The 26,106-nt window shown below is 60.6% G+C and carries 20 protein-coding genes; 13 read left to right on the top strand and 7 right to left on the bottom strand.

Going from position 1 to position 26,106, the window contains the following annotated elements; translation table 11 throughout:
* Positions 1-44: 44 nt before the first annotated feature.
* The 7 genes from BCS36_RS14015 to BCS36_RS14045 form a co-directional block, all read right to left on the bottom strand.
* On the bottom strand, positions 45-1,682 hold the full coding sequence (locus BCS36_RS14015; RefSeq protein WP_291303461.1) for an L-lactate permease: 1,638 nt from the start codon (positions 1,680-1,682) through the stop codon (positions 45-47).
* 584 nt (positions 1,683-2,266) lie between these two features.
* On the bottom strand, positions 2,267-3,241 hold the full coding sequence (locus BCS36_RS14020) for a glycosyltransferase (RefSeq protein WP_291303462.1): 975 nt from the start codon (positions 3,239-3,241) through the stop codon (positions 2,267-2,269).
* Positions 3,238-3,795, bottom strand: coding sequence for a GtrA family protein (locus BCS36_RS14025; RefSeq protein ID WP_291303463.1), 558 nt, complete (start codon positions 3,793-3,795; stop codon positions 3,238-3,240). The genes BCS36_RS14020 and BCS36_RS14025 overlap by 4 nt, the downstream gene beginning before the upstream one ends.
* Positions 3,762-4,901, bottom strand: coding sequence for a DegT/DnrJ/EryC1/StrS aminotransferase family protein (locus BCS36_RS14030; RefSeq protein WP_291303464.1), 1,140 nt, complete (start codon positions 4,899-4,901; stop codon positions 3,762-3,764). The genes BCS36_RS14025 and BCS36_RS14030 overlap by 34 nt, the downstream gene beginning before the upstream one ends.
* 113 nt (positions 4,902-5,014) lie before the next feature.
* Positions 5,015-5,509: a chemotaxis protein CheW gene (locus BCS36_RS14035; RefSeq protein WP_291303465.1), complete on the bottom strand. Its 495-nt coding sequence runs from the start codon at positions 5,507-5,509 to the stop codon at positions 5,015-5,017.
* Positions 5,510-5,610: 101 nt separating this feature from the next.
* Positions 5,611-8,541: a response regulator gene (locus BCS36_RS14040; RefSeq protein WP_291303466.1), complete on the bottom strand. Its 2,931-nt coding sequence runs from the start codon at positions 8,539-8,541 to the stop codon at positions 5,611-5,613.
* A gap of 154 nt (positions 8,542-8,695) precedes the next feature.
* Positions 8,696-10,282, bottom strand: a complete 1,587-nt coding sequence (locus BCS36_RS14045; RefSeq protein ID WP_291303481.1) for a cobyric acid synthase — start codon at positions 10,280-10,282, stop codon at positions 8,696-8,698.
* Between the two features lie 348 nt (positions 10,283-10,630).
* On the opposite strand from BCS36_RS14045, the gene BCS36_RS14050 reads away from it, so the two are divergent.
* The 13 genes from BCS36_RS14050 (at position 10,631) to lepA (ending at position 26,052) form a co-directional block, all read left to right on the top strand.
* On the top strand, positions 10,631-12,862 hold the full coding sequence (locus tag BCS36_RS14050; protein WP_291303467.1) for an AsmA-like C-terminal region-containing protein: 2,232 nt from the start codon (positions 10,631-10,633) through the stop codon (positions 12,860-12,862).
* Between the two features lie 427 nt (positions 12,863-13,289).
* On the top strand, positions 13,290-14,138 hold the full coding sequence (gene motA / locus BCS36_RS14055) for a flagellar motor stator protein MotA (protein ID WP_291303468.1): 849 nt from the start codon (positions 13,290-13,292) through the stop codon (positions 14,136-14,138).
* A 390-nt stretch (positions 14,139-14,528) separates the two neighbouring features.
* A complete protein-coding gene (locus tag BCS36_RS14060; protein WP_291303469.1) occupies positions 14,529-15,239 on the top strand; it encodes a flagellar motor protein MotB in 711 nt (236 codons plus the stop codon).
* A 551-nt stretch (positions 15,240-15,790) separates the two neighbouring features.
* A complete protein-coding gene (aroL, locus tag BCS36_RS14065; RefSeq protein WP_291303470.1) occupies positions 15,791-16,489 on the top strand; it encodes a shikimate kinase AroL in 699 nt (232 codons plus the stop codon).
* Positions 16,425-17,549, top strand: a complete 1,125-nt coding sequence (locus BCS36_RS14070) for a glycosyltransferase (protein WP_291303471.1) — start codon at positions 16,425-16,427, stop codon at positions 17,547-17,549. The genes aroL and BCS36_RS14070 overlap by 65 nt, the downstream gene beginning before the upstream one ends.
* Before the next feature lie 331 nt (positions 17,550-17,880).
* Entirely contained in the window at positions 17,881-18,300 is a 420-nt protein-coding gene (locus tag BCS36_RS14075; RefSeq protein WP_291303472.1) for an ATP synthase F0 subunit B, read from the top strand.
* 104 nt (positions 18,301-18,404) lie between these two features.
* Positions 18,405-18,986, top strand: coding sequence for an ATP synthase F0 subunit B (locus BCS36_RS14080; protein WP_291303473.1), 582 nt, complete (start codon positions 18,405-18,407; stop codon positions 18,984-18,986).
* Positions 18,983-19,534 carry an ATP synthase F1 subunit delta gene (gene atpH, locus BCS36_RS14085; RefSeq protein WP_291303474.1) on the top strand — a complete coding sequence of 184 codons (552 nt, stop codon included), beginning with the start codon at positions 18,983-18,985 and terminating at the stop codon, positions 19,532-19,534. Before BCS36_RS14080 ends, atpH begins: the two co-directional genes overlap by 4 nt.
* Positions 19,535-19,537: 3 nt before the next feature.
* Positions 19,538-21,046: a F0F1 ATP synthase subunit alpha gene (atpA, locus tag BCS36_RS14090; protein ID WP_179980135.1), complete on the top strand. Its 1,509-nt coding sequence runs from the start codon at positions 19,538-19,540 to the stop codon at positions 21,044-21,046.
* 26 nt (positions 21,047-21,072) lie between these two features.
* Entirely contained in the window at positions 21,073-21,957 is an 885-nt protein-coding gene (locus BCS36_RS14095; RefSeq protein WP_291303475.1) for a F0F1 ATP synthase subunit gamma, read from the top strand.
* Positions 21,958-21,968: 11 nt separating this feature from the next.
* Positions 21,969-23,390, top strand: a complete 1,422-nt coding sequence (gene atpD / locus BCS36_RS14100; protein WP_291303476.1) for a F0F1 ATP synthase subunit beta — start codon at positions 21,969-21,971, stop codon at positions 23,388-23,390.
* A gap of 82 nt (positions 23,391-23,472) precedes the next feature.
* Positions 23,473-23,877, top strand: a complete 405-nt coding sequence (locus tag BCS36_RS14105; RefSeq protein WP_291303477.1) for a F0F1 ATP synthase subunit epsilon — start codon at positions 23,473-23,475, stop codon at positions 23,875-23,877.
* A gap of 369 nt (positions 23,878-24,246) precedes the next feature.
* On the top strand, positions 24,247-26,052 hold the full coding sequence (gene lepA, locus BCS36_RS14110; protein WP_291303478.1) for a translation elongation factor 4: 1,806 nt from the start codon (positions 24,247-24,249) through the stop codon (positions 26,050-26,052).
* Positions 26,053-26,106 lie beyond the last annotated feature (54 nt).

Genomic DNA, 26,106 nt, shown 5'->3' on the forward strand with positions numbered 1-26,106 from the left:
CCGCCCCTTGCGGGGCGGCGCGTACAATCAGTCGATGCCGGATGCTAGGAAGGAAGCATCCAGTGCAGCACGCCAGCCTGCAGATAGGTGAGCGCGCAGATAAACAGGGTCATGGCGATACTGTGACCCAGGGTGAAGCGGAAGAGGTCGCCTTCATGACCCACCAGGTTGGTAGCCGCGGTGGCCACACTGATGGACTGGGGCGAAATCATCTTACCGGTAACACCACCGGAGGAGTTGGCGGCCACGGCCAGGTTGGGGTCCATGCCCACCACTTCGGCGGTGGAGCGCTGCATACCGCAGAAGAGGGCGTTGGAGGAGGTGTCCGAACCGGTCAGGAACACGCCGAGCCAGCCCAGGATGGGCGAGAACAGCGGGAACAGCGAACCGGTCAGGGTGAAGGCGATACCCATTGTGGAGCTCATGCCAGAGTAGTTCATGAGGTAGGCCAGGCCAAGAATCATGGCGATGGTCAGAATGGGGAAACGCAACTGGTAAATGGTACGGCCAAAGCAATTGATCGCCTTGCCGAAGGAATAGCCGGGCATGAAGGGCACGGCGATGAAACCGGCGATCAGAATGGCGGTACCGCCAGCAGACAGCCAGTTAAACATAAACACGGCGGCGTAATTGCTGTTCTTGGCCACGATGGGGGCGGTCTTTTCAACCATGCCGTCCAGGCCGGGCCAGGAGAACTTCATGACCGCGCCGGGAATGGCGTTGAGCATGTTCTTGAACTGGGGCAGGCCCCACAAAAAGACCATGATGGCCAGAATGATGTAGGGCAGCCATGCGCGAAGCACCACGCCAAAAGCAGGGGCAGCGCCTTCAAGCTTGCTTTCCTGTTCGCCTTCGAAGCGCCAGATGCGGGCGGGCTTCCACACGCGCAGCAGCAGCACCAGGGCGATGATGGTGATCAGGGCCGACATGATGTCAGGCAGGGTCGGGCCGTGGAAGTTGGAGAACAGGAACTGCGAACCGGCAAAGGCCACACCGGCCACGAGAATGGCGGGCAGCACTTCCATGGCGCGGCGGAAGCCGCACATGACGCAGCAGAGCCACAGGGGCACAAGAATGGACAGGAAGGGCAGCTGACGGCCCACGATCTGGCTCACGGTCATTTCGTTCAGGCCAGAAACCTGCGCGCCCACGATGATCGGAATACCAATGGCGCCGAAGGCCACAGGGGCGGTGTTGGCGATAAGGCAGATACCGGCGGCGTACAGGGGCCGGAAGCCCAGACCCACCAGCATGGCGGCGGTAATGGCCACCGGGGTGCCGAAGCCGGCCGTGCCTTCAATGAACGAACCGAAGGCAAAGGCGATAAAGATGGCCTGCAGACGGCGGTCGTCCGTCAGGCGGGCAAGCGATTCTTTGATGTACTCAAATTCGCCCGATTCCACGGTCATGTTGTACACCCACACGGCTGTGACAACAATCCAGATGATCGGGAAGAGCCCGAAGGCCGCGCCGTACGTCAGAGCGCTGAATGCCGTGCTCACGGGCATGCCCCATACAAAGAGGGCAAGAAGGAAGGCCAGAGCCACGGCCAGAGCCGCAGCGTAGTGACCTTTGGCGCGTCGAACCGCCAACATGTAAAAAAGGCTGATGAGTGGAATTCCTGCCACCAGAGCGGACCATACAGGGCCGCCCATCGGATCGTAAACTTGCGTCCATGCCATAACAACTGCTCCCTTAACGCTGTGGGTTTTGGAGGTACGAGTGACAGGCGCTTGTCCATCCCACGCGATCTGAAACCCGTCCATCCCCAAGAATAGCTCTTGGACGGATACATTTTTCCTGAGTAAAAAACAATGCTTTTTTGAAAGTCGGACGGTATCAACACTAAAAAAAACGGCTTTGGGCAAATCAACGCTGAAAATATGCACTCTTGATTTTTTTTACGCGACTGCTCCGGCGCGTGGCAAACGACGCGTTCACCAGTCCCGTAACGGCAAAGCCAACCCTCAAACCGTCAGAGCAGAATATCGTTGAAAAGTACGCGCTGCATGACCGTGGCACGTCCGCCTGGAGCAGACAGCCTTTGAAATATTGCACATTTCGAAGGCGTCATTCTGCAGAAAATCTTATTCTCGGCAAAACCCGCGCCGCGTTGCGGCGCGCAGCAGCCTTGCGCAACGTTAGAGCATTTACACTTTTTCAAAGATAAAATGCGCTAAGATACAGTAAATATTTTAGGGGACATGTGGGAGGAGACCCGTTTTTAAAGGGTCTCCTCCCGCAAAATATTTCAAGACAGGTGGCGTTATCGGCGAAGAAAGGCAGGAAGGGCAAAATACAGGCGGGCGGCCAGGTCAAAGCACCCGCCCGGCAAATAGCTGGCCCACCAGAACATCTGGTATTTTTTGCCGCTGTTCCTCCAGGGGGCCATGGCTTTGCGCGCCTCGGCATTCCTGCCCTCGCGCCACAGGGCTACGGCCTTTTGAAACGCGGCCCGGCGGGTAAGCAGAAGCGCAAGTCCGGCGTGCTCCTGATCATAGCCAGGGTAGAGGCGGCGGTGCTTGTCCAGAATGCGCAGGGTTTCGTCCGCAAACTGGCCGAACTTGCGAAACGTCGTGTTTGCCCCGTGTACGCGCCACACCGTAAGCGGTTCGTCCACATGGTCCAGTTCCCAGTCGTGGGCAATGCGGTAAAAAACGTCGGCCTCTTCGCAGACGTTGAGGCTTTCATCAAACCAGCCGCCGTTTTCACCCTGCCCTGTGGGCACGCCGCTCTCTGAAAGACCGGCCAAGGCATCGGCCCGAACCATGGCTGACGACATGGAAATCCACTGCCGTTCCATCAGGGCGGCAAAGGCCATGCCGCGTTCGGGCCGTGTTTCTGCAAAAAGGCGTTTGATTACCCTTTTGCCGTCGAAAATTTCCGTATCCGTGCAGACAAGCCCCACTCGGGGGTTGGCCTCAAACAGCCCCACCTGAAGCTCAAGCTTGCGGGGCCGCCAGATGTCGTCACAATCCAGAAAGGCTATATAACGCCCTCTGGCCTGCGCCAGGGCAAGATTACGGGCCGCGCCGAGCGGCACCGTGGTTTCGCCCCTGAAATAGCGCACTTTTTCGCCATAGCTTTGTGCAATGGCGGGGCTTTCATCCGTGGAGCCATTATCCCAGAAAACGATTTCAAAATCCGTGAACGTCTGGGCCATGATGCTGTCCATAGCTTCACGCAGGTCGCGGGAGCTGTTGAGGCAGTTCATGATGACGGAAACGGCAGGAACGCTCATGGTTTTTCCTCGTTGGTTGGGGGATGCTCGGACGACGCCGCCCGGCTGGCAGACTGCGCGGTCTGGACTTGAGCGGCGCTGTGCCGGAACACCCAGTACTTGCACAGCAGATAGACCATGACCGGCACAAGCAGCACGGCTATGGGCATGGCCACCGCATACGTCAGGCCAAGACGCATGAGCAGCCAGATGATGGCGGAATTGAGGCCAAGCCCCAGTGCCTGGGTGGCGGCGAAACGCGGCAGCATGGCCCAGTGGGAGAGCCCGCTTCCCGGTCCGGCTGTGCGGAAGGTCCACAGGCTCTGCCCCAGGTAGGAAACGATGAAGCTCAGCGCATAGGCCAAGGCATTGCCTGCCAGAACAGGCATGCCCCACAGGTTGACGAACAGCAGACCCAGCAGAATATACGTAAGGCTGGCCGCCCCGCCCACCATGCCGAAGCGCACCCACCGTTTGGCCAGCAGGGCCCTTACAAACGCGACAAGGTCAGATGCGCTGGGCGGCCGCAAACCTGCGCCGCTCAACGCTTCAATGCCCCGGCGATTCCGGCGCACACGGCGTCCACGTCTTCCACGGTCAGACCGGGATGCATGGGCAGCGTCACCAGTTCGGCGTACAGCTGTTCGGTGACAGGCAGGCTTTCGCCATGGCCGAAGTAACTCAAAAGGTGATTGGGCTTGTAGTGGACGCCTGTGGGCAGGCCCTGGGCGGCCAGAGCTTCCTTCACCGCATCCTTGCGGCCGTCGAGCACGCGCACCGGCATGATGTGGGGCACCACAAAGTCGCGGGGGTCGGTGCGAAGCAAAGCCACGCCCGGCACGCCGGACAGGCGCTCGGCATAGCGGGCCGCAAGGGCGCGCCGCGCGGGGATGAACTCCGCCTCGAGGCGCGAAAGCTGCACACGACCGATGGCGGCCATGATGTTGCTCATATGGTAACGCCAGCCCTGCCGCTTCACGTCCGGATCCCAGGAGCGGGCCCCGGCAAAGCGCTTTTGCGCGTCATCTTCCACGGAGAGCAGGCGGGCGTCGGAAGCCAGCCGCCTGGCTTCGGCGTCAAAAGCAACCAGGCAGCCGCCTTCGCCGCAGGTGATATTCTTGATGCCGTCAAAGCTGAAGCAGACCATATCGCCGAAACTGCCGACCTTGCGGCCGTCATACTTGCAGCCGAACGCGTGGGCGGCGTCTTCAACGACGCGCAGCCCCTTGCGGCGGGCAAAGTCATAGACCTCATCAAGGTGCCAGGGGTTGCTGGCATAGTCCACGTACATGAGGGCGATGGTATTGGGGGTAAGGCGCTTTTCGGCATCGGCCAGGTCAAGGGTGCCGGTTTCTGCCAGCACGTCGCAGGCCACAGGCACGCAGCCCGCGGCGCTGATGGCCTGAAAGGACGCCACGAACGTCAGGGAGGGCACAAGCACTTCGGGCTTGCCGGGCACAGAGCACCCTGCGGCCACGGCGTCGACGGCCAGATGCAGGGCCGCCGTGCCCGTATTGGTTGTAATGACCTGATCCGGCCTTACGCCAAGATACTGGGCCACTTCTTCTTCAAAAAGGCGCACTTCATTGCCCATACCCAGGTAGCCGTCTTCAAGAAGAACACGGCTGACGGCACGGGCCTCTGCTTCACCCACTATGGAACGGGAAAGACGCATGGACATACAGCCTCCTGCTGCGCGGGCGGTTGCCCGGCGGGCAGACGCCCGTCCGGTGGCTGCGGCGCGGCATGCGCCGGATCGCCAGGCAGCTTCTGCATATGGTGAATCAATGCCGCCTAGCCCGCTTCGGCGTTCATTTCGCTCAATAACGTGTCAAGGTCAAGCAGAATAAGCAGGCGGTCGTCAAGCTTGCCCACGCCCCTGATATATTCCGAGCCGATGCCGCAGATTACGGGCGGGGCTGGCTCCACCGTGGAAGCGGGAATGCGCAGCACCTCTGAAACGCCGTCCACCAGAAAACCCACGATTTTCTGGTTGAATTCCATCACCACGATGCGGGTGTCGCTGTCGCGGTCCAGGGCGGGCATATTGAAGCGGGTACGCATGTTGATAACGGGTATGACCTTGCCCCGCAGATTGATGACGCCCTCAATAAAGCGCGCCGCATGCGGCACCATGGTTATCTGCATGGGCCGGATGATTTCCTGCACGGAAAGAATGTCCACGCCAAACTCTTCACCGGCAATATGAAAGGTGACCAGTTGCAGCCTTTCGCCTTCGTGCCCGTCTTCACCGCTCCGCTCAAACTCGGTATCTGCTATATGATCCATGATCTTACCTCCATCAGTGGCGGGCAAAAGGCCCCATTGGCCTTATCGGCCAGGACGCCTGCGGCAAAAGGGCTCAGGCGGCGACGCCCCGCGAAAAAACGTCAGGCGTCCCCGCGCAGCAGCTTTTTACGCAACCGGCAGGCTCTGTCTGTCATGCCGTCCATATCAAAATCCTTGACCGCCGCCAGTATGGCCGCCACTTCTTCAGCGTGGGGCGTGCCTTCGATCAGCGGCATCAGTGTTTCCAAAGCGCCCTCGACCCCGCCCCAGTCCGTCTCCACCCGTTGGGGCAGTTCGCCCAGCAGGGCCAGCAGCGCGGTGCGGTGTTCTTCGGCAAGTTGCAGATTGCCGCTTCTTGTTTCGCGGTCAAGGCCCTCTACGGACTGGACGTAGTCGAGCACACGCGCCATCTCTGCCTCAAAAGCATTGAGCAGCCCAGGATCCAGCGGGGTATCCGGCAGCGCGTTTTCCATCATTCGGGTCAGGCGGCGGATGCGCTCCACCCCCAGATTGGCGGCCACGCCCTTGACGGTATGCGCCAGACGGGCGGCGGCATCAAGGTCGCCGTCGCGCAGCATGTCGCGCAGACGGGCGGCGCTGTCGCCATAGTGTTCCATAAAACGGAACAAAAGCTCAAGATACAGTTTTCTGTTGTTGCCCACGGTGGCAAGACCGGCTTCAATATTGATGACAGGGTTGTGCTGCCCTTTCATGCGGCCCTTGATGGCCTGCAGGCACCTGGCATGGCTGTCTTCCTCACCGGTGCTTGAAAGAAAAGCGCTCGTCTGCGGATCCGGCTGCAGTGCCTCCTCCGTGTGCGCTTTCCTGAAAGGATTACGCCGGAGCCCGCCAGGCAGCCATTTTTCAAGGGAGGCATAGAGCGTTTCAGGATTTACGGGCTTGGTGAGGTAGTCGTTCATGCCCACATCCTTGCCGTCCATGCGCGAAGACATGTCCGCATGGGCCGTCATGGCTATGACAGGCAGATCCACCGGCGAAAACCCCTGGGAACGGATGCGCCTTGTGGCCTCAAGACCGTCCATAACCGGCATCTGCACATCCATCAGCACCAGGGCGATGCCCGTATGCGCGGATGCTTCCAGCCGGTCCAGGGCTTCCTGCCCGTTGGCGGCCAGAATGACTTCCAGTCCCGCCTGTTGCAGCAGTTCACGCGCGATCTGCGCGTTGATGTCGTTGTCTTCCACCACCAGCACCGTACGGGGCGGAAACTCGACCGGTTCCGGGGTCTCAACTGCCGGAGCCAGCGCCCCGCTGAAAAAACTCCCGGAAGAGTCGGCGGCGGGGTGCAGAGGCCGGGCGAGAGACGTTTTTTCCTCAGTCACGGCAGGCAGGCTGACGTTGCCCACGGCATCCACATTTACCGAAAAAAAGAAACGGCTGCCCTCTCCCGGCACGCTGAACACTTCAAGCTCGCCACCCATAAGGTTGACCAACTGTCGCGCCAGCGCGAGGCCCAGGCCCAGTCCGCTGCGCGACCGCGTCATGGATTCGTCCCCCAGGGCAAAGGGCTCAAAAAGTTTTTTCCATTCCTCTTCGCGCAGTCCGGGGCCGCTGTCTTCCACCACAAAGGTCAGCCGCAGGGCCCCCTCGGTCACGGCGGCTTCGTCCGCCCGCTGCACGCTCAAGGCAACGCTGCCGCGCACAGTATATTTGACGGCATTGTCCAGCAGGATGCGCAGCACCTCTTCAAGATGGCGCTCATCACCTGCTACGGTGGTTGGAATGGACGGGTCCAGGCTCACATTGAGCAAAAGGCGCTTTTCCAGAGCCGTGCCCGCCACGCTCTGACGCAGCAGCTCCAGAAAGCCCGGCAGGTCGAAAACCCTGCGCTCCATACGCATGGACCCTTCACTGGCGCTGGAAAAATCCAGAATCCTGTTGACCATGTCCAGCAGCACGCTGCCGGATTTGTTGATCTGGGCAAGATAGTCACGCTGCACGCCGCTGAGATCCGTTTGCAGACTGAGGTAGCTCATGCCGATGATGGCGTTGAGCGGCGTGCGTATTTCGTGGCTGATGCGGCGCAAGAAATCGTCCTGCACATGGGAGGCCCGCTGGGCGAGCTCCAGCGATGCGAGCGCCTGCGACCGCGCCAGCATGGCCTGCTGACGGCTTTTGCGCGCCCACATTTCAACTTCTTTCAGCTCGCTGATGCGGGAAAAAAGCGTGCCCTTCATACGCTGCAATGAAGCGAACATGCCCGCCAGTTCATCCCTGTGCCTGAGTTGCAGCGGCTCCGGATCAAGCCCGGAGGCAACGCTTTCTGCATAGCCGCTCACCCTGTCCAGAGGGTTGGCCACGCGCGTTATGAAAATGCAGGCATTACCCAGCACGCAGCCCCCGAGCAGGATCAGGCCGCCCATGGCTGCCAGCATGGCCCAACGCAGAAGGCCCTCACGCTCGTCCAGGCGGACAAGGAGTTCGGCGTACCGCATGCTGCCGATCTTGCTGGCTTCTGCGGCAATGGCATCCGGCTGGCGGGCCAGATTGCACTCGTGCATCAGGCGCAGGGCGGCTTGCGGGCCGGGCCGGGAGCTCCAGGGGGCATCCGCCGCCAAGCCGGAGTCCGGCCTCTGCTCAAGGGCAAGATTGACGGTAGCCTCGGCCATGGTATTGAATTTGTTTACCTGCGCCAGAAGATCATGCAGCTGCGCCCGCGTGGACGCGTCCGCCTCCATATTTTCCACCAGCGTGGTCAGCGCCACGCGCTCGCCCGGAGCCTCCCTTGCCGTATCAGGACGGGGCTCCTCGCCCCGCTCCTCACGCAGGAGATGCCGCCAGCGCTCTAGGTGGGCGGCATCGCCGGTGGACAGGTAGTCAAGCGCGGCATGGTAGCTTTTATGCGGGGTGTTGCCTATTTCGGCAAGCAGGTTGGCAAAGCGGTAGTAGCGGTGCAGAAGTCCGTTGACCTCGTACAGACTGCGTCCGAGCCATATGATGCACAGGCCAAGCATGAGCACCACGCCCAGTTGCGCCATGTTGGAGGTTTTAATGAGGGTTCTGATGCTCATGCCTTATGCTCCCGTAACCCGGGTACGACCGATGACCCTTGCCCCTATCAGTCGGGGCCAATCCGCGCGCCGCGTTCCGTGGTGGCCGGGAAGGCATGCGAACGGCATTTCTTTTTCCAACATGGCGTGCGTAAAAACACGGACCTCGTACAGGCTAGCACAGCCCAAGAAGCCCGTAAATGGCCGCCATGTCCAGGGATCTCTCAACACAGTCCGCCAGCCTGTCAAGCTCCGGGCCAAGCGCGTACGGAGAGCCCTCAAGAGGCGGCATACCGCAGTCGCTGCGCAGGGAAGACAGAAAGGCATGACGAAAGGCGTCGGCATCAAAAAGGCCATGCACATAGCTGCCCCAGACCCTTGCCCGCCCGGCGGCGTCGCACAGGCCCCAGCCCAGAGGGCAGCCCGTCGCGTCCGCCAGCACCTCGCGGAGATTGCGGGCGTTTGCTCCTTCTTGCAGAGGAACGGTGCGGCCATGGTGTATTTCATAGCCTTCGACTTGCTGGGCATGGGCCATAAGCCCCCCGTGCGCCGCGCTGTCCATGAATTTTTCCGATGAGTCGGCCGTAAGGCAGACGCAGGCCCGGCCCGTGACCCGCAGCAGCTTTTTGTCCGCTTCAAGACGGGTTTGCAAAGGCAGAATTCCCAGGCCGCGCTCCATGCCGCCCTCTTCAAGGCCCTGAGGATCGTCAATGGCGCTGCCGAGCATCTGCAGCCCCCCGCAGATGCCCACAAGCGCGCCCCGCTTCTCTGTAAGGGCTGTGCGGGCAAACTGTGTTATGGCGTCGGCCAGACCCGTGGCGCGCAAAAAACGCAGGTCCGCCACGGTGTTCCGGCTGCCGGGAACAATAACCGCGTGCGGACGGCCCCAGTCGCCAGCAGCGCGCACGATGCGCAGGCGCAGTCCGGGCTCCTGCCGCAGGGCGTCCAGGTCGGTGGCATTGCTGATATGGGGCAGGTCGGGCACCACGACATCCAGCGTTCCTGCGGCTGCAGTTTGGCCCTGGCCCATGCTGAGGCCGGGCGTGATGCCCAGCTTGAAGCTGACGGAGTCCTCTTCGGGCAGGCGCAGATTTTCCAGCATGGGCACAACGCCCCAGAAAGGCTTGCCCGTGCGGCGGGTGAGGCTGTGCAGGGCCGGATCGAGCAGGGTGGGATCCCCGCGGAACTTGTTGAGAATAAACCCGGCCACCCGCGCCCTTTCCGCCCGCGTCAGCAGCGCCATGGTGCCCGCCAGGGCAGCGAAGGCCCCGCCCCGGTCAATGTCGGCCACAAGGGCCACATGGGCACGGGCATAGCGGGCCATGCGCATGTTCACGATATCATGCGCCTTGAGGTTGATCTCGGCCGGGCTGCCCGCCCCTTCCAGCACCACCACGTCGGCTTCGGCCGCCAGGCTGCGGTAGGCGCGCCGCACGGCCTTCCAGGCTTCGGGCTTGTACCGCAGGTAAGCTCCCACACGCATCTGCCCCACCGGTTCCCCCAGCACGATAACCTGCGAGCCTGTGTTGGATGTGGGCTTCAAAAGAACGGGATTCATGCGCACATCGGCGGCCAGACCGCAGGCCGCTGCCTGAAGAGCCTGGGCCCGTCCCATCTCCTTGCCGTCGGCTGTCACAAAAGAATTGAGCGCCATGTTCTGCGCCTTGAAGGGCACAACCCGAAGCCCCCGTCGCGCCAGCAGGCGGCACAGGGCGGCGGTGAGCAGACTTTTGCCCGCATTGGAGCAGGTGCCCTGAAACATGAGCGCCGGAGGCAGCCCTCCCGGGCCTTCAAGCGAACGGACGGACGGCGGCCATGAACCGCCGGAGGCTTCAGCCTGAACAGGGGGAGCAGACGTAGGTGGAGAAGGTGCTGACGACATGAATTTTTCATACGCGCAAGTACCCCCATGGGCAAGCGACCCCGCGAAAATGGCGCAAGGCAACGATTGGCGGCCAACTTGCACAGTATTTGCCCTTTTCGTATAAAGAAGAAGGTGGGGAGAGAACCGGGCCGCGCCCGGCAATGATCCTGGCGCTGTCAGCGCACGGCAGTCTTTGCCGGTCAGGGGTATTCCGGCACGCGTGCCACGAGAGTTTTTGGAGACATGATGAAACGTTTTCTGCTTTGGACCACTGGCGTGCTGCTGGTTGTCGCGGCGGCGCTGGCCATTGTTCTCAGCCAGATAGACACCGCCTTTGTTGTCCGCCAGATCGCTGACGCCACGGCCAGGTCCACGGGCAAACCGCTGGTCTTTGAAACAGCGCCGAAGATTTCCTTTTTTCCTCCCGGCGTGCGCTTTGGGCAAGCCCGCTGGGGCCAGCCGGAACTTGGCGACGGCCTCGTTTTTTCGGTCAAGGGCGGCATGGCGGAACTTGAGCTGATACCGCTGCTTTCCGGCTCTATGGTCGTGCGCGAGGTGCGCCTGGACAATCCTGTGGTTGAAGTGCGGCAGTACCCCGCCGCGCCTGCTTCCTCCGCCCCTTCCGGCGCTGGCGGCACTGGCGGCGCTGGCGGCACGGCCCCTGCCGTCACTCAGGCCCCGGCCCCAGACAAAAAACCTGCCTCGTCCGCTGGCGCGGCTCCCGGCGCAGGCCCTGACTCGCAGCCTGGCGCGGCAGATTTCCGTGTTTCCGGCAGTCCTGCGGCGTCGCCCACTCCCACGGCAGGCGTCAAGGCTCCGGCTGTGGAACAGGCCAAGACGCTTGAAAGGGCGGCTCCGGCCATTGAGCTGAAGCGCCTTGTCGCCCGACAGGGCACCGTGCGCTATACGGACGCGCAAGGGCAGACGCTGACCCTCGGCGATCTGAATCTTTCTGTGGAAAATCTGCGGCCAGGGCAGGAGGCTGTGGCCCAGTGCGACTTCACCTTTACCACCGGCCGCCCAGATATTGTAGCGGGCACTGTAGCGGGCACTGCGGCTGACGCTACGGCAAAAACTGCGGCGGATTCGGCAAAGGATACGGCAAAGGACGCCAAACCCGGGGCCGTTCCGCTGTCGGGCAACCTGGCCCTGTCGGCCAAGCTGCGTTATGCGCCGCCCAACATCGCCCTGCGCCAGACCTCGCTGACCCTCAGCCCCCTGACCGGGGCCCTGCCCAAAGAAGCCGGGCCCCTGCAGCTGAATATCGAAGGCAGCCTGGACATCAACGCCTGGCGCATGCATGTGGCCAAATGCTGGATAACCGCGCCCCAGGCGCGCCTGGGCCTTCAGGGCGAAGCCTCGTTCAACCCGCCCTCCTTCACGGGCAACCTTGAACTGGACGGGTCCTTGCGCAAGCTGGCCGCCCTGGCGGGGCAGCCGCTCAAACCCGCCCCCCGCGACGCCACGGACGCGCTCAAAATCAAGAGCAGGCTGGCCTATGGCGACAACAGCCTCAATCTTTCAGACATTGACGCGCTTGTGGACGATGTGACCCTGAACGGACAGTTCCGTCTGGGCATGGAGCCAGGAGCGCCCCTGTCCATCACCACTGACATGCAGGTCAGCTCCGTCAATCTGGATGCCTACCTGCCCCTGCCCGAAAGCAACAAGCCGCAGGGGCAGCCAGCTGACGGGCCAAAAGACGAAAAGTCCGGGGAAACCGACGCCTCCCCCCTGCCCGACATCAACATCCGGGCCGCCCTGGCAGGCATCCGCATGGGCAAGGTGCACGCCAGCGACGTGCAGTTCGCGGCTCAGGGTCTGCGCGGCAGCTACAAGATTTCGGCGTTCAGCTGCACTCTCGGCAGCGGCGGCGTCATCAAGGCCGATGGCACGGCCAATGTGCCAGCCTCAGCCTATACCGTTAACGGCACGGCGTCGGACGTGAATCTGGGCGCGCTGCTGGAAAGCCTTGGAAAGGGGCGTCCCGTGGAGGGCACAGCCCGTCTGGACGCTGACCTGAGCATGCGCGGCAAAAGCGCCGCTGCCCTGCAAAACAGCCTTTCCGGCGCGGGACTGCTTGAAGTGCGGCAGATGCGCCTGAAATCCCTGCCAACTCTGCCCGCCAACGTGCCAGGCATTGTGGGCAAACCAGTGCCGGACACTTTTGACCTTGCGCGCGCGCCCTTTGCCGTCAAAAACGGCAACATACACGCCAGCCCAGTCACGGTGAGCGCCACGGGACTCAGCGCCCGAGGCCAGGCCAAAGTCAGCCTGCCGCGACAGTATCTGGAGGCGTCCGGTACTGTGGAAACTCTGGGCATGAGCGTGCCGGTCATTGCCAGGGGGCCGTTCAGCAACATCGCCTACAGCCTTGATCCGCGTTTTGCGCAGGGCAAGGGCAAAAAACTTCCTGACCTACTGCAGGACGGCATACGCGGCGCAGAAGGGCTTGTACGAGGCCTGTTTGGCAAATAGACGCCAAAGGGCACGCGCACGGATAAAATTCATCCAGGCAAAGAGAAAATACTGTCTGATTACGCCATAATCTTATATATTTTCTGGTTTTTGCCCGGACATTTTCCCATACCGGGGCTTGCCTTTTCCGCGCGACAGGCTAAAGGTTTTATACGGACAGGCGTTAAGAATGTAGAAAACCCTGGGTTGAGCCTCCCTCAGAGTCGCGTACAGCACTCTGAAATGGCCGGAAAAGGGCTTTGACTGCGCGGCATCCTGCTGGCATGTTTGCCTCTGCGGGTCTGGCGGCAGCATCGGCGGCCAGTGCCCGACCAAGTGCGGGCAACGGGCACAAGCCGGCTCCGCAACACTTTTCCGGGGAAGCGCCATTCCCCGGCACGGCAGGTGATGGAACGACACAGGACGAATTGAGCCTACAGGCGGCACTATGTATTTATTAATAGGTCTTGGCATCGTTGCGGCTTCGGTGTTCACGGGATACACCCTGGCCCACGGTGAATGGGGCATCCTCTTTCAGCCCGCAGAATTCATCATCATTCTCGGCTGCGGCCTGGGCGCCTTTTTCGGCTCGCAGACCAAGTATACGTTCGGGCTCATCCTCAAGAGCATGAAGCACCTTTTTGCCGACCCCGGGTCCAGCAAAGGGCGCTATCTTGAAACGCTGGCTCTGCTTTACGCGCTCTTTTCCAAGATGCACCGCGAAGGCGTCATCAGCATTGAAAGTGATGTGGAAAAACCCGAATCCAGCCCCATTTTCAGCAAATATCCCAACGTGTCCAAGGACACAAAGATCGTCAACTTTATCGGCGACACCCTGCGCGTCTACCTGACCACGGGCGACCCGGCCGACATCGACAGCCTCATGGACGTGGATATCGCCACCATGCGCGAAGAAGGCACCCTGCCCGCCCACGCCGTTTCTCACATGGCCGAATCGCTGCCCGGCATGGGTATTGTGGCCTGCGTGCTCGGCGTTGTGCTCGCCATGGGCAAGATCAACGAGCCGCCGGAAGTTCTCGGCCACTACATCGGCGCGGCCCTCGTCGGCACTTTTTTTGGTATTCTCTGCTGCTACGGCCTGTTTGGCCCCATGGGCTCCAAGCTTGAAAACTATGTGGCGGAAGAGCATTTTTACTATCATTCCATCAAGGAAGCCGTGGCGGCAGCCATTCGCGGGTCCACGCCGCTTATCGCCGTTGAATACGGGCGCAGGGCCATCCCCTACCCCTTCCGGCCCACCTTTGCTGAAATGGAAGACAGACTGAAGAGCGGCTAAAAAGTTATCTTTGCAAAAGGTTTAACGGCCCAGCGCAGCACGAGAGCGCAGCGCGCCGCAACATAGTATGGAATCTGCCGGGCTTTAGCCGTTGCGATAAAGGATGCTGCGGATAAAGCCCGGCAGAATGACAAATTGAAATGCGAGGCATTTCAAAGGCACTCTGCTCGAGACAAATCAGGCCGCAAATCCCGCCCGGCGCTTTGACCTTGCGTCGGCGGCCCCTGCCTGCCATAATGACCCCATGGCCGGGACGAGCAAAAGGCAACGAGCTTCTGCCCACCCCCCGGACTTACCCCGATTTTTTCACGGGGCGACCCTGGGGAACAGGCATGACAGCCCCTCGCGTGAGGCTCTTGCGCGAGACACACACGGTAAGGAGTTTTCTCTATGGGCGGCGGCGCATGGAAAGTCGCGTATGCCGACTTTGTAACGGCCATGATGGCCTTTTTTCTCCTGCTCTGGGTTCTCAGCATGGTGCCGCCCGATACACGGGCGGGTCTGGCTGCCTATTTCAGCGGCGACCGTAACTTTGACTCCAGTTCCACTTCGCCCATCTCCAACAATCCCTTCATTCAGAATACGGACAAAATCGACGCGCGCGACATCAAGATATCTGAAATAGAAAAATCCCATTACGCCATAGCCCAAAAAATCAAGCAGCTGCTTATGGCAGACGCCATACCCCAGAACTCTTCGGGCATCAGCGCCGACGACGTGGGCGTCCAGTTGCGCGTCAACTCCGACATCATGTTCAAGCCCGGCAGCGTCGACCTGCTGCCTGATGGCGAAAAAGTGCTGGCCGCCGTGCTTGACCTTATGGACGAGTACAATCTGTATCTTGTGGTGCGCGGCCATGCCGATTCGACGGAAACGGCCCCGCCCTTTACGTCTGCCTGGGAACTGTCCGGAGCGCGCGCCGCCGCCATGGTCAACTATCTGGTGCAGCACGGCGTCAAGGCCACGCGCATGCGCGCCGTCAGCTATGGCGACACCCGCCCCCTCAAGCCCGGCATCGACGAGCAGAGCCGCGCCATGAACCGCCGTGTGGAGTTTTTCTTCCACAGGCCGGAAGTCATGTCATACAGCGTGGTTTATTAGAGCATTGTACCTTTGAAAAAGGCTAGATACCCTGACGCGCCACAACATGGCGTGGGTTCTGCCGCCAAACGCATTTTCCGGCGGAATGACAGCATGAAGTGCAAAGCTTTTCAGAGGCGCTCTGATCCGAAAATTTTCTGAGTAGTGCCATTCCGGCGGGCTGCAAGGCAGATACCTGCCGTAGCGTCCCGCGTGAGCGGACCAGCCCTGAGAACACGCATTCTCGATGCTGGCCCCGCGCTGGCTGCGCGCAGACCTCGCACCGACGGAGCCCTAACCTCGCACTGGCAGCACGCTGGCGTGGCGCTCCACGGCGGGGAGACGTTAGCCGCGCCTTCACGGTGGTAGTGCGCCCATGCAGAGCCCGTTCACGCAACGCCAGGACTTTTTCAGGACACAACAGCGCTGATGCCGCCCCTTGCAGCGTCCAGCCACGCGCCGGGCGTGGCTTCGCCGGGTTGCTCCGGAAGCTGGATGGGCAACATCGCGCTGGCAATGAACCACTTTGAACTGTGCGCGCCACCGGGCAGCCACAGCCATCAGGAAGCCCCATGCCTCTCATATTCCTTGTGGGTCCACGAGCCTGCGGCAAAACGACCATTGGCCGCCTGCTGGCGCAGCGCCTCGCGCTGCCCTTTGTCGACACCGACCACTATCTTCTTGAACAGGCTGGGCTCACAGTGGCCCAGATCGTGGAAGCAGAGGGCTGGCCCGGCTTTCGCAAACGCGAGAGCGACGCCCTGCGGGCTGTCGCGGCCATCCATCCCCAGGGGGCCGTCATTGCCACTGGCGGCGGCATGGTGCTGGACGAGCAAAACCGCGCCTTCATGCGCGAACAGGGGCATGTCTTCTATCTGTCGGCCCCTGTAGAGGCACTGGCAGCGCGGCTTGCCAGCAATCCTCTGGCGGCGCAGCGTCCTTCCCTCACTGGCGCGGATATCAGGGACGAAGTGTGGCAGGTGCTGCAAGAGCGACTGCCTCTCTATCATGAGACCGCGCATCACCATCTGGACGCCAGCCTGACGCCACGCCGCATAACTTTACTGGCCATGGACTTTCTGAACAGTCTGTCCGCACTGGATGCAGAGGGCACGCCGTGCCCCGAGGCCGTAGCGGCCCACGGGGCTGAACCGTGCCGAGAGGCCGTGTCCTGCCACGACGCTGCCGCAGATACGGAAAACAAAGATGCCGCTGCGGCAGACCTCGCGCGTCAGCCTGCCCGGCACGGTGCCGACCCTGACAGTGAATAAACCCCGCGCTTCCTGCGCTGGCGCGCCCCCCCTTGTTTCGGTTGTTCTGCCTGCGTTCAATGCCGCACGCACGCTGCAAGCCGCGCTGGACAGCCTTTTTGTCCAGCAACCGGCTGCCGGTTGCCCCCTCCCCGCTTTTGAAATCATTGCAGTGAACGACGGTTCCACTGATGACAGCGTCGCCCTGCTGGAAGCCTGCGCCAGCGAAAAAGCCGCCAAGGGCAGGTTGCGCATCGTGCACCTGCCGCACGGCGGCATCGTCGCCGCCCTGAACGCCGGTCTGGCAGCGGCGCGCGGCGTCTTCATCGCCCGCATGGATGCCGACGACACGGCCCACCCCCAACGGCTGGCCCTGCAAACCGCCCATCTTTGGGGCAACAGCGAGCTCACGCTTTCGGCCAGTCTGGCTGCATTTGGCGGCGATCGCGCCAATGCCTACGGCTTTGCGCATTTTGTGGACTGGCAGAACAGCCTGCAATCTCCTGAAGAGATCAGCCGCAACCGCTTCAGGGATACGCCGGTCTGCCACCCTACCACCATGTTCCGGCGCGAGGCCGTTGACCGATGGGGGCCCTATGCCGACGGGGATTTTGCTGAAGACTGGGAGCTGTGGCTGCGCTGGCTGCACAATGGCGCGCTTATGGAAAAGCTGCCGCAAACGCTTCTGGTATGGAACGACGCGCCAGGCCGAGCCACCAGAACTGACGGGCGCTATGCGGCAGAGGCCTGCGACCGGCTGCGCGCCCTGTGGCTTGCCCGGCACCTTGAACGGCACAACCCTTTTCACCCGCTGGTCTGGGTGATCGGCGGCGGCCGTATGGCGCGCCGGAGGCTCGCCCCCTTGTGGCGGCTTGGCGTACGCCCGGCTGCGTATATTGATATTGACGCCAAAAAGATCGGCAACGTGGTGGGCGGCGTTCCCGTGCTTGGCCGACAGGCCCTGCCGGAGCCTGGCCGCTGCCGCATCCTCAATGCCCTGACCGCGCATGGCGCGGCTGAAGAGGCCGCAAGCTGGCTTGAACAGCGGGGGTACAGTTCTGCGGACTGGATGCTTGTCTGAACAATCAATCAATTTGCGACATTCCCTTATATTACGCAAGTGTTTTCTTTCATGAGCTTAAAGCCCTTTCACAGCCCTCCAATGGCCGAAAAGGCGTGCTTCGCCGTTGCCAGCCCGCTGGCAATAGCAGCCCCATTGCGGTCAGAGCCCTCTACGGCTTGGGGGCGTCCATTTTATAACAGTTTGATTTAATATGATATTTCAAAAAAAATTTCAGAGTTTGCGAAATTTGTCACCAATACCCTTTGACAGAACAGGGCCAAGCAGATATGTTGCAAGGGCTTAATGTCTTTTTCATTCCTACAATCCGACATCATCGGGAGGATGCGGCATGCTGGATCTTAACGTTACAATGATCTTTCAGCTGGTGAACTTTCTGGTCGCCATTTATGTGCTAAACATCCTCCTTATCCGACCCATCCGCGATATTATAAAAAAGCGCAACGGCATCATGGACGGCATGGCCGAAGAGGCCGAGTCTTTCGAGTATCAGGCTGCGGAACGCCTTGCCAACTATGAGGCCGAACTGGCCCGCGCCCGTCAGGACGCCGGTCTGACCCGTGAAGAAGGCCGCGCCGCAGGCATGGTTGAACAGCAGGCGCTGGTGGGCGAAGCCCAAAAAAGCGCCCGCGACATCCTTGCCGAAACCCGCGATTCCTTGCGGGCCCAGGCGGCCAAGACCCTTGATGAGCTGAGAAACCAGGTGAGCGATTTTTCCGCCCGGCTGGCTGCCAAGCTTCTCAAGGGTTAGTTTTTGCGCTTTTTCGGTTCCTTTTCGGACGCCTTCAGGTGATCCGGCTTCTTTAGGCACAGTCTACGCTATTGCATTATTCTCTGAACAGAGGGGGGTGGGCTTTGAGCAAATGGAAACACGCGGGTTATATCCTGCCGCTCGTTATTGCCTTTGCCGCGCTTGTCTTCATTCCTTTTGAGGCGCTGGCCTCTGAAGGGCATGGGGGACCGCGCTGGGGGGACTTCGGCTGGCGCGTGCTGAACTTCGTGATTTTTGCGGGCATCCTCTGGTACTTTGTTGGTGGACTGGCCAAGCGCTTCTTCAAGAATCGCCGCGAGACCATCAGTGGAGCGCTGGACGACCTGGATGAACGCCGCGCTAAGGCCAAGGAACAGTTGGCCGCTGTTGAGTCGCGCATTGCCCGCCTCAACGAAGAGCGTGAAGCCATTCTGGCCGAAAGCCGCAAACAGGCCGAAAACCTGAAAGCGGGCATTGTGGAAGAGGCGCACCGTCAGGCGGCGCAAATTGTGGAGCAGGCGCGCATGACCGCTGAAAATGAAGGCCGTGCCGTGCTTGCTGAAGTGCGCGCCGTCATAGCGGACGAAATCGTGGACGCCGCCGAAAAGGCTCTGAGCAGCAAGCTCAATGCCGAAGCCCACGACAAGCTTATCGCCAACTCCCTTAAAAAGGTGGTGCTCCATTGATCGACACCGTGGTTGCACGCAGGTACGCCAACGCCATCTTTGCGTTGGGCAAAAAGGATGGGGACGAAGCCTTGAGTGCGCGGGGCGAATGCCTTGCCGCTCTTGGTGAAATGCTTGTCGCCACGCCGGGGCTTGACCTGACCCTCAAAAGTCCCGTGATCGGCGTGGAGGAAAAAAAGGCAGTTCTCGACAAGCTGCTGGGCAAGCTCAAGGCCGACCAGACTATGCGCAGCTTCTGCTTTTTGTTGGCAGACAAGGAAAGGCTCGCCTTTCTGCGCGAAATTTCCGCCTGGTATGGCAAACTGCTTGACGAGGCCAAGGGCATCGTGCGTGGCCAACTCGTCACAGCAGTCAAACTTCCTGCCGACAAAAAGGCCAAACTCAAAGAAACGCTGGAACAAAAAACCGGCGCCGACATTGAGCTCACCTTTGCTGTCGACAAGGACATACTAGGGGGTATGGTGCTCAAAATGGGTGACCGGGTGCTGGACGCAAGTCTGCGCGCGCAATTGGGTATCCTCCGGGAGACATTCAAGAGGGGTGAATAGCACATGCAGATCAAAGCGGAAGAGATAAGCAAGATCATTGAGGATCAAATCCAGAACTACGAGCAGCGCGTAGAAATGAGCGAAACCGGCACCGTGCTTTATGTTGGTGACGGCATCGCCCGCGTCTACGGCGTGCAGAACGCCATGTCGATGGAACTGCTGGAATTTCCCGGCGGCGTCATGGGCATGGTGCTCAACCTCGAAGAGGACAACGTAGGTGTCGCTCTGCTCGGTTCGGACGTGGGCATCAAAGAAGGCGACCCGGTCAAGCGTACCGGCAAGATCTTCTCCGTGCCTGTCGGCGACGGCGTTATGGGCCGTGTGCTCAACCCCCTGGGTGAGCCCATCGACGGCCTTGGCCCCATCGAGGCTGCAGCAGTGCGCCCCGTGGAAATCAAGGCTCCCGGCATCATCGCGCGTAAAAGCGTGCATGAGCCCATGCCTACGGGTCTGAAAGCCATCGACGCCATGACGCCCATTGGCCGCGGCCAGCGCGAACTTATCATTGGCGACCGCCAGACCGGTAAGACCGCTGTGTGTATCGACGCCATCCTGGCGCAGAAAGAAACGGACATCCACTGCTTCTACGTGGCCATCGGCCAGAAGAAGTCCTCGGTGGCTCTGGTGGCCGATACCCTGCGTCGCCACGGCGCGCTGGAGTACACCACCATCATTTCGGCCACCGCGTCCGATCCCGCGCCGCTGCAGTACATCGCGGCCTACACGGGCTGCACCATGGCGGAGTTCTACCGCGACAACGGCAAGCACGCCCTCATCATTTACGACGACCTTTCCAAGCAGGCCGTGGCCTATCGCCAGATGTCCCTGCTGCTCCGTCGTCCTCCGGGACGTGAAGCCTTCCCCGGCGACGTGTTCTACCTGCACTCGCGCCTTCTCGAACGCGCGGCCAAGGTGAACGACAGCCTCGGTGCTGGCTCCATGACGGCTCTGCCCATCATTGAAACCCAAGCTGGCGACGTGTCCGCGTACATCCCCACCAACGTGATCTCCATCACTGACGGTCAGGTGTACCTGGAACCCAACCTCTTCAACGCCGGTGTGCGTCCGGCCATTAACGTGGGTCTTTCCGTGTCCCGCGTGGGTGGCGCGGCCCAGATCAAGGCCATGAAGCAGGTTGCGGGCACCATGCGTCTTGACCTTGCCCAGTATCGCGAACTGGCGGCCTTCGCCCAGTTCGGCTCCGACCTGGACAAGGGCACCAAGGCCAAGCTTGACCGCGGCGCGCGTCTGGTGGAGCTGCTCAAGCAGCCCCAGTACCAGCCCATGCCTTCCAATGAACAGGTCGCCTCCATCTACGCCGCCACGCGCGGACTTATGGATGACGTGCCGGTGGAAGACGTCCGCCGTTTTGAAGCCGCCATGCTGACCTTCCTGCGCGACACCAGGAAGGACGTGCTGGACGCCATTAAAGAAAAGAAAGTCATTGACGAGGCTGTGGAAAAAGCGCTTACCGAGGCTATTGCCGCCTTCAAGCAGGGCTGGACGGCCTAGGGGCCCCCAATATCCGGGAGAAAAGCATGCCTTCACTCAAAGACGTAAAAATGAAGATCGTGGGGGTCGGTAAGACCAAGCAGATCACCAAGGCCATGAATATGGTGGCCTCGGCGAAGCTGCGTGGCGCTCAGGCCCGCATCGAGCGCTTCAGGCCGTACGCGGCCAAATACCGCGACGTGCTCGCCGAACTGTCGAGCAAGGTGGAGGGCAACGCCCACCCCCTGCTGGCCGAGCATGAGGAAAAGAAGCATTGCGCCATTGTGCTGGTGACCTCTGACCGCGGCCTCTGCGGCAGCTTCAACGGCAATATTATTGCCACTGCGTTGAGGCTCGCCAAAGAGAAGAAAGCGGAAGGCCTTGAAGTGAGCTTTGTCTGCATGGGCAAGAAGGGCCGTGACGCCGTAAGGGCGGCCGGCTACAAGATTGTCAAAGCCTATGCAGACCGTATGGGCAGCATCGACTTTGCCCTGGCAAGCTCCGTGGCCCAGGAAGTCATTCACGGCTACGAAACCTTTGGTCTCGACGAAGTGTGGCTGATATACGGCGAGTTTGTGTCTATGGGGCAGCAGCCCCCGCGCAGTCTCTGCCTGTTGCCCCTGAAAACGCCTGAGGCTGAGGAAATCGCCGAAGAAGCCGGAGAACCGCGCTGCGAATACGTTTACGAGCCGCAGGAAGAAAAGCTGTTGGCGGAGCTTCTGCCCCGCTACGTTAAGGTGCAGGTTTACCGTGGCATGCTGGACACTTCTGCCAGCGAACATGCGGCCCGCATGGCCGCCATGGACAACGCCACGCGCAACTGCAACGAAATGATCAACATGCTGACCCTGCTCTATAACAAGACGCGGCAGGCTTCCATCACCAGCGAACTCATCGACATCGTCGGCGGCGCTGAAGCGCTGAAGGGTTAAGGAGCCAACTAATGAGCAAAAACATCGGTAAAATCGTCCAGGTTATCGGCGCTGTTGTGGACGTTGAGTTCACCGACGGCAACCTGCCGAATATCTTCACCGCCCTGGAGATCAAAAATCCGAACAACACCGACGCCCCCTACCTGGTCTGTGAAGTTGCACAGCACCTGGGCGACAACGTTGTTCGCACCATCGCTATGGACGCCACCGAAGGTCTGGTGCGCGGCATGGAAGCGGTTGACACCGGTCAGCCCATCATGGTGCCCGTGGGCAAGCCCTCTGTGGGCCGCATCCTCAACGTTATCGGGCATCCCGTTGATGAACTGGGCCCCATTAACGCTGAAAAGTACTATCCCATCCACCGTCCGGCTCCGGCCTTCACCGACCAGAACACCAAGGTCGAACTGCTCGAAACCGGCATCAAGGTTGTGGACCTGCTTGTACCCTTCCCCAAGGGCGGCAAGATGGGCCTCTTCGGCGGCGCCGGCGTGGGCAAGACCGTTATTCTGATGGAGATGATCAACAACATCGCCAAGCAGCACGGCGGCTCCTCGGTCTTCGCGGGCGTGGGTGAACGCACCCGTGAAGGTAACGACTTGTATCACGAACTCAAGGATGCGGGCGTTCTGGAACGCGCCACCCTTGTATACGGCCAGATGAACGAGCCTCCGGGAGCCCGTGCCCGCGTGGCCCTCACGGCCCTGGCCTGCGCGGAATACTTCCGCGATGAAGAACATCAGGACGTGCTCCTCTTCATCGACAACATATTCCGCTTTACCCAGGCCGGTTCCGAAGTGTCCGCCCTTCTGGGCCGCATGCCTTCGGCCGTGGGTTATCAGCCCACCCTTGGCACGGACCTTGGCTCGCTTCAGGAACGCATCACCTCTACCAACACCGGTTCCATCACGTCCGTGCAGGCCGTTTACGTGCCCGCTGACGACTTGACCGACCCGGCCCCGGCCACCACGTTCTCGCATCTGGACGGCACGCTCGTGCTTTCGCGCCAGATCGCGGAACTTGGCATCTACCCCGCCGTGGACCCGCTGGACTCCACCTCGCGCATCCTCGCCCCCGACGTGGTGGGCGACGATCACTACATGGTGGCCCGGCGCGTGCAGATGGTGCTGCAGAAGTACAAAGAACTGCAGGACATCATCGCCATTCTCGGCATGGACGAACTGTCGGACGAAGACAAGCTCACTGTGGCGCGCGCGCGTCGCATCCAGCGCTTCCTGTCCCAGCCCTTCCACGTAGCCGAAACCTTCACCGGTACCCCCGGCCAGTATGTGAAACTTGAAGACACCATCAAGGGCTTCAAGGGCATCCTGGACGGCGCGTACGACCACATGGCTGAAGGCGACTTCTACATGCTGGGCGGCATCGAACAGGCCGTGGCCAAGTACGAGCAGCGCAAGCTGCAGGAAGAAAACTAGATCGTTGACAGTCCAGTGACCGTGCCCTAGGGCGCGGTCACTGGGCAAACGCATCTGGCATATCAGGAGCGAAGGAGTACCTATGGGCACACTGCAACTGGAAGTGGTGACGCCGGACAAAACCGTGGTAAGCGGCGAAGTTGAAATGGCCGTCTGCCCCGGTGTTGAAGGCGAATTCGGCGTGCTGCCCAAGCACGTCTCCCTGCTCTCCGCTCTCAAGATTGGTGGTCTGCGCTACAAGCTGGCTGGCGGCAAGGAGGAACACGTGTTCATATCCGGCGGTTTCGCTGATGTGAACAACGACGTGCTCACCGTGCTGGCCGAGTCTGCCGAACTGGCGCAGGATATCGACACAGCAAGAGCCATGGCCGCCAAGGAACGCGCTGAAAAGCGCATGGCCAGCCATGACGAGCAGATTGATTCGGTTCGCGCTGAGGCCGCATTGCACAGGGCTGTAGTCCGCCTGCAATTGGCACAGTTACGCTAGACCATTTTTGTTCAGAGCTGACAGGCCGTGCGGCGTTTTTACGCGGTACGGCCTTTTTGCATTTTCTGGATCAGCCCCCCCCTAAAAATACTTCACATTTCAAATTGAACTCTGCCATAAATGCGACGTTCTACCGAATCCACGCCACTATCCGGGGCGCGCTGCACTCTTGTACAGCACCAGAGCATATGCCTTTTTTCAAAGGAAACAGGCTCCAACGCCTAAACCCCTTAACGTTGCAGACCGGTTGAAATCTTCGGCACCTGCCTTTACCGTGGCCCGGCGAAACCGCTGGCCTTTGCATGGACTTCGTGTCAATTCTTGGCTATACAGATCAGCTACGCAACCAGATTTTACGCAGGAAAAAACATGGTCAAGCAGGAAAATATACGCAATTTTTGCATCATCGCCCATATCGACCACGGCAAGTCCACGCTGGCCGACCGCATTCTGGAACTGACCAAGGTCGTCAGCCAGCGCGAGGCGCGCCAGCAGTATCTGGACAGGATGGATCTCGAGCGCGAGCGCGGCATCACCATCAAGGCCCAGACAGTGCGCCTGCCCTATATTGCCGCCGATGGTCAGGAATATGAGCTCAACCTCATCGACACGCCCGGCCACGTGGACTTCAACTATGAAGTATCACGCTCCCTGGCCGCCTGCGAAGGCGCGCTGCTGGTGGTTGACGCAACCCAGGGCGTAGAGGCGCAGACCCTGGCCAACGTATACCTTGCCCTGGACCACAACCATGAAGTGCTGCCAGTACTCAACAAGATAGACCTGCCCAGCGCCGAGGTTGAGCGCGTCAAGGCCGATATTGAAGAAAGCATCGGCCTGGACTGCTCCCAGGCGCTGTCTGTTTCCGCCAAGACAGGCATGGGCGTTGACGCCGTGCTTGAAGCCATAGTGAAGCACCTGCCCGCGCCCAAGGGCGACAGGGCGGCCCCCCTCAAGGCGCTTATTTTTGACTCCTGGTACGACAGTTACCAGGGGGTCGTGGTGCTCTTCCGCGTTATGGACGGCGTCATACGCAAAGGCGAGACCGTGCGCCTCATGAGCACGGACAAGGAATATGAAGTGCTGCGCCTTGGCGTATTTTCTCCCGAAGCCGCAGACGTTAAGGAACTGCTGGCAGGCGAAGTGGGTTTTCTCTGCGGTTCCATCAAGGAACTGGGCGACGCCCGCGTGGGCGACACCATCACCCATGCTGACCGCCCTGCCGCCAGCCCCGTGCCCGGCTTCAAAGAAGTGAAGCCCATGGTTTTCTGCGGCCTCTACCCCACAGAGTCCGAGGACTACGAAAACCTCAAGGCCGCCCTTGAAAAGCTGCAACTTAATGACGCGGCCTTTTCCTATGAGCCAGAAACGTCACAGGCGTTGGGATTCGGCTTTCGTTGCGGCTTCCTTGGCCTGCTGCATATGGAAATCATTCAGGAACGGCTGGAGCGGGAGTTTGAGGTCGGCCTTATCGCCACCGCGCCTTCGGTTGTGTACAAGATCGACACAATGGACGGCAAAACGCTGGAAATCGACAATCCCAGCCACCTGCCCGATCCTACCAAGATTCACGCTCTGTACGAGCCCTACGTCAATATGGACATCCATGTGCCCAACGAATACGTGGGCAACGTCATGAAGCTCTGCGAAGAAAAGCGCGGCACCCAGAAAAACCTGCACTACCTCGCTTCCAACCGCGTGGTGGTCACCTATGAGCTGCCCTTTGCGGAAATCGTGTACGATTTCTTTGACAGGCTCAAATCCGCCACACGCGGCTATGCCTCGATGGACTATCATCCCCTGGACTACCGGGCCTCCGACCTCGTGCGCCTTGACATCATGCTCAACGGCGAAACAGTGGACGCTCTGGCCGTCATCGTGCACCGCGACCGCGCCTACACTTACGGACGCGGCCTTGCCCTCAAACTCAAGCGCAGCATCCCGCGCCAGCTTTTCCAGGTCGCCATTCAGGCTGCCATCGGACAGAAAATCATCGCCCGCGAAACCGTCTCTGCCTTCCGCAAGGACGTTACCGCCAAATGCTACGGCGGCGACATCACTCGTAAGCGTAAACTGCTGGAAAAGCAGAAAGAAGGCAAACGTCGCATGAAGCGCATGGGCAACGTGGAACTGCCGCAGGAGGCATTTCTGGCCGCGCTCAAGGTGGGCGACGATTAGGGCTGAGTGGGTTGAAGTATTTTGTGGGGGAGGGACCCTTTTGAAAAAGGGTCC

It is taken from the genome of Desulfovibrio sp. MES5 (assembly GCF_002237645.1).
Classification (GTDB): domain Bacteria; phylum Desulfobacterota; class Desulfovibrionia; order Desulfovibrionales; family Desulfovibrionaceae; genus Desulfovibrio.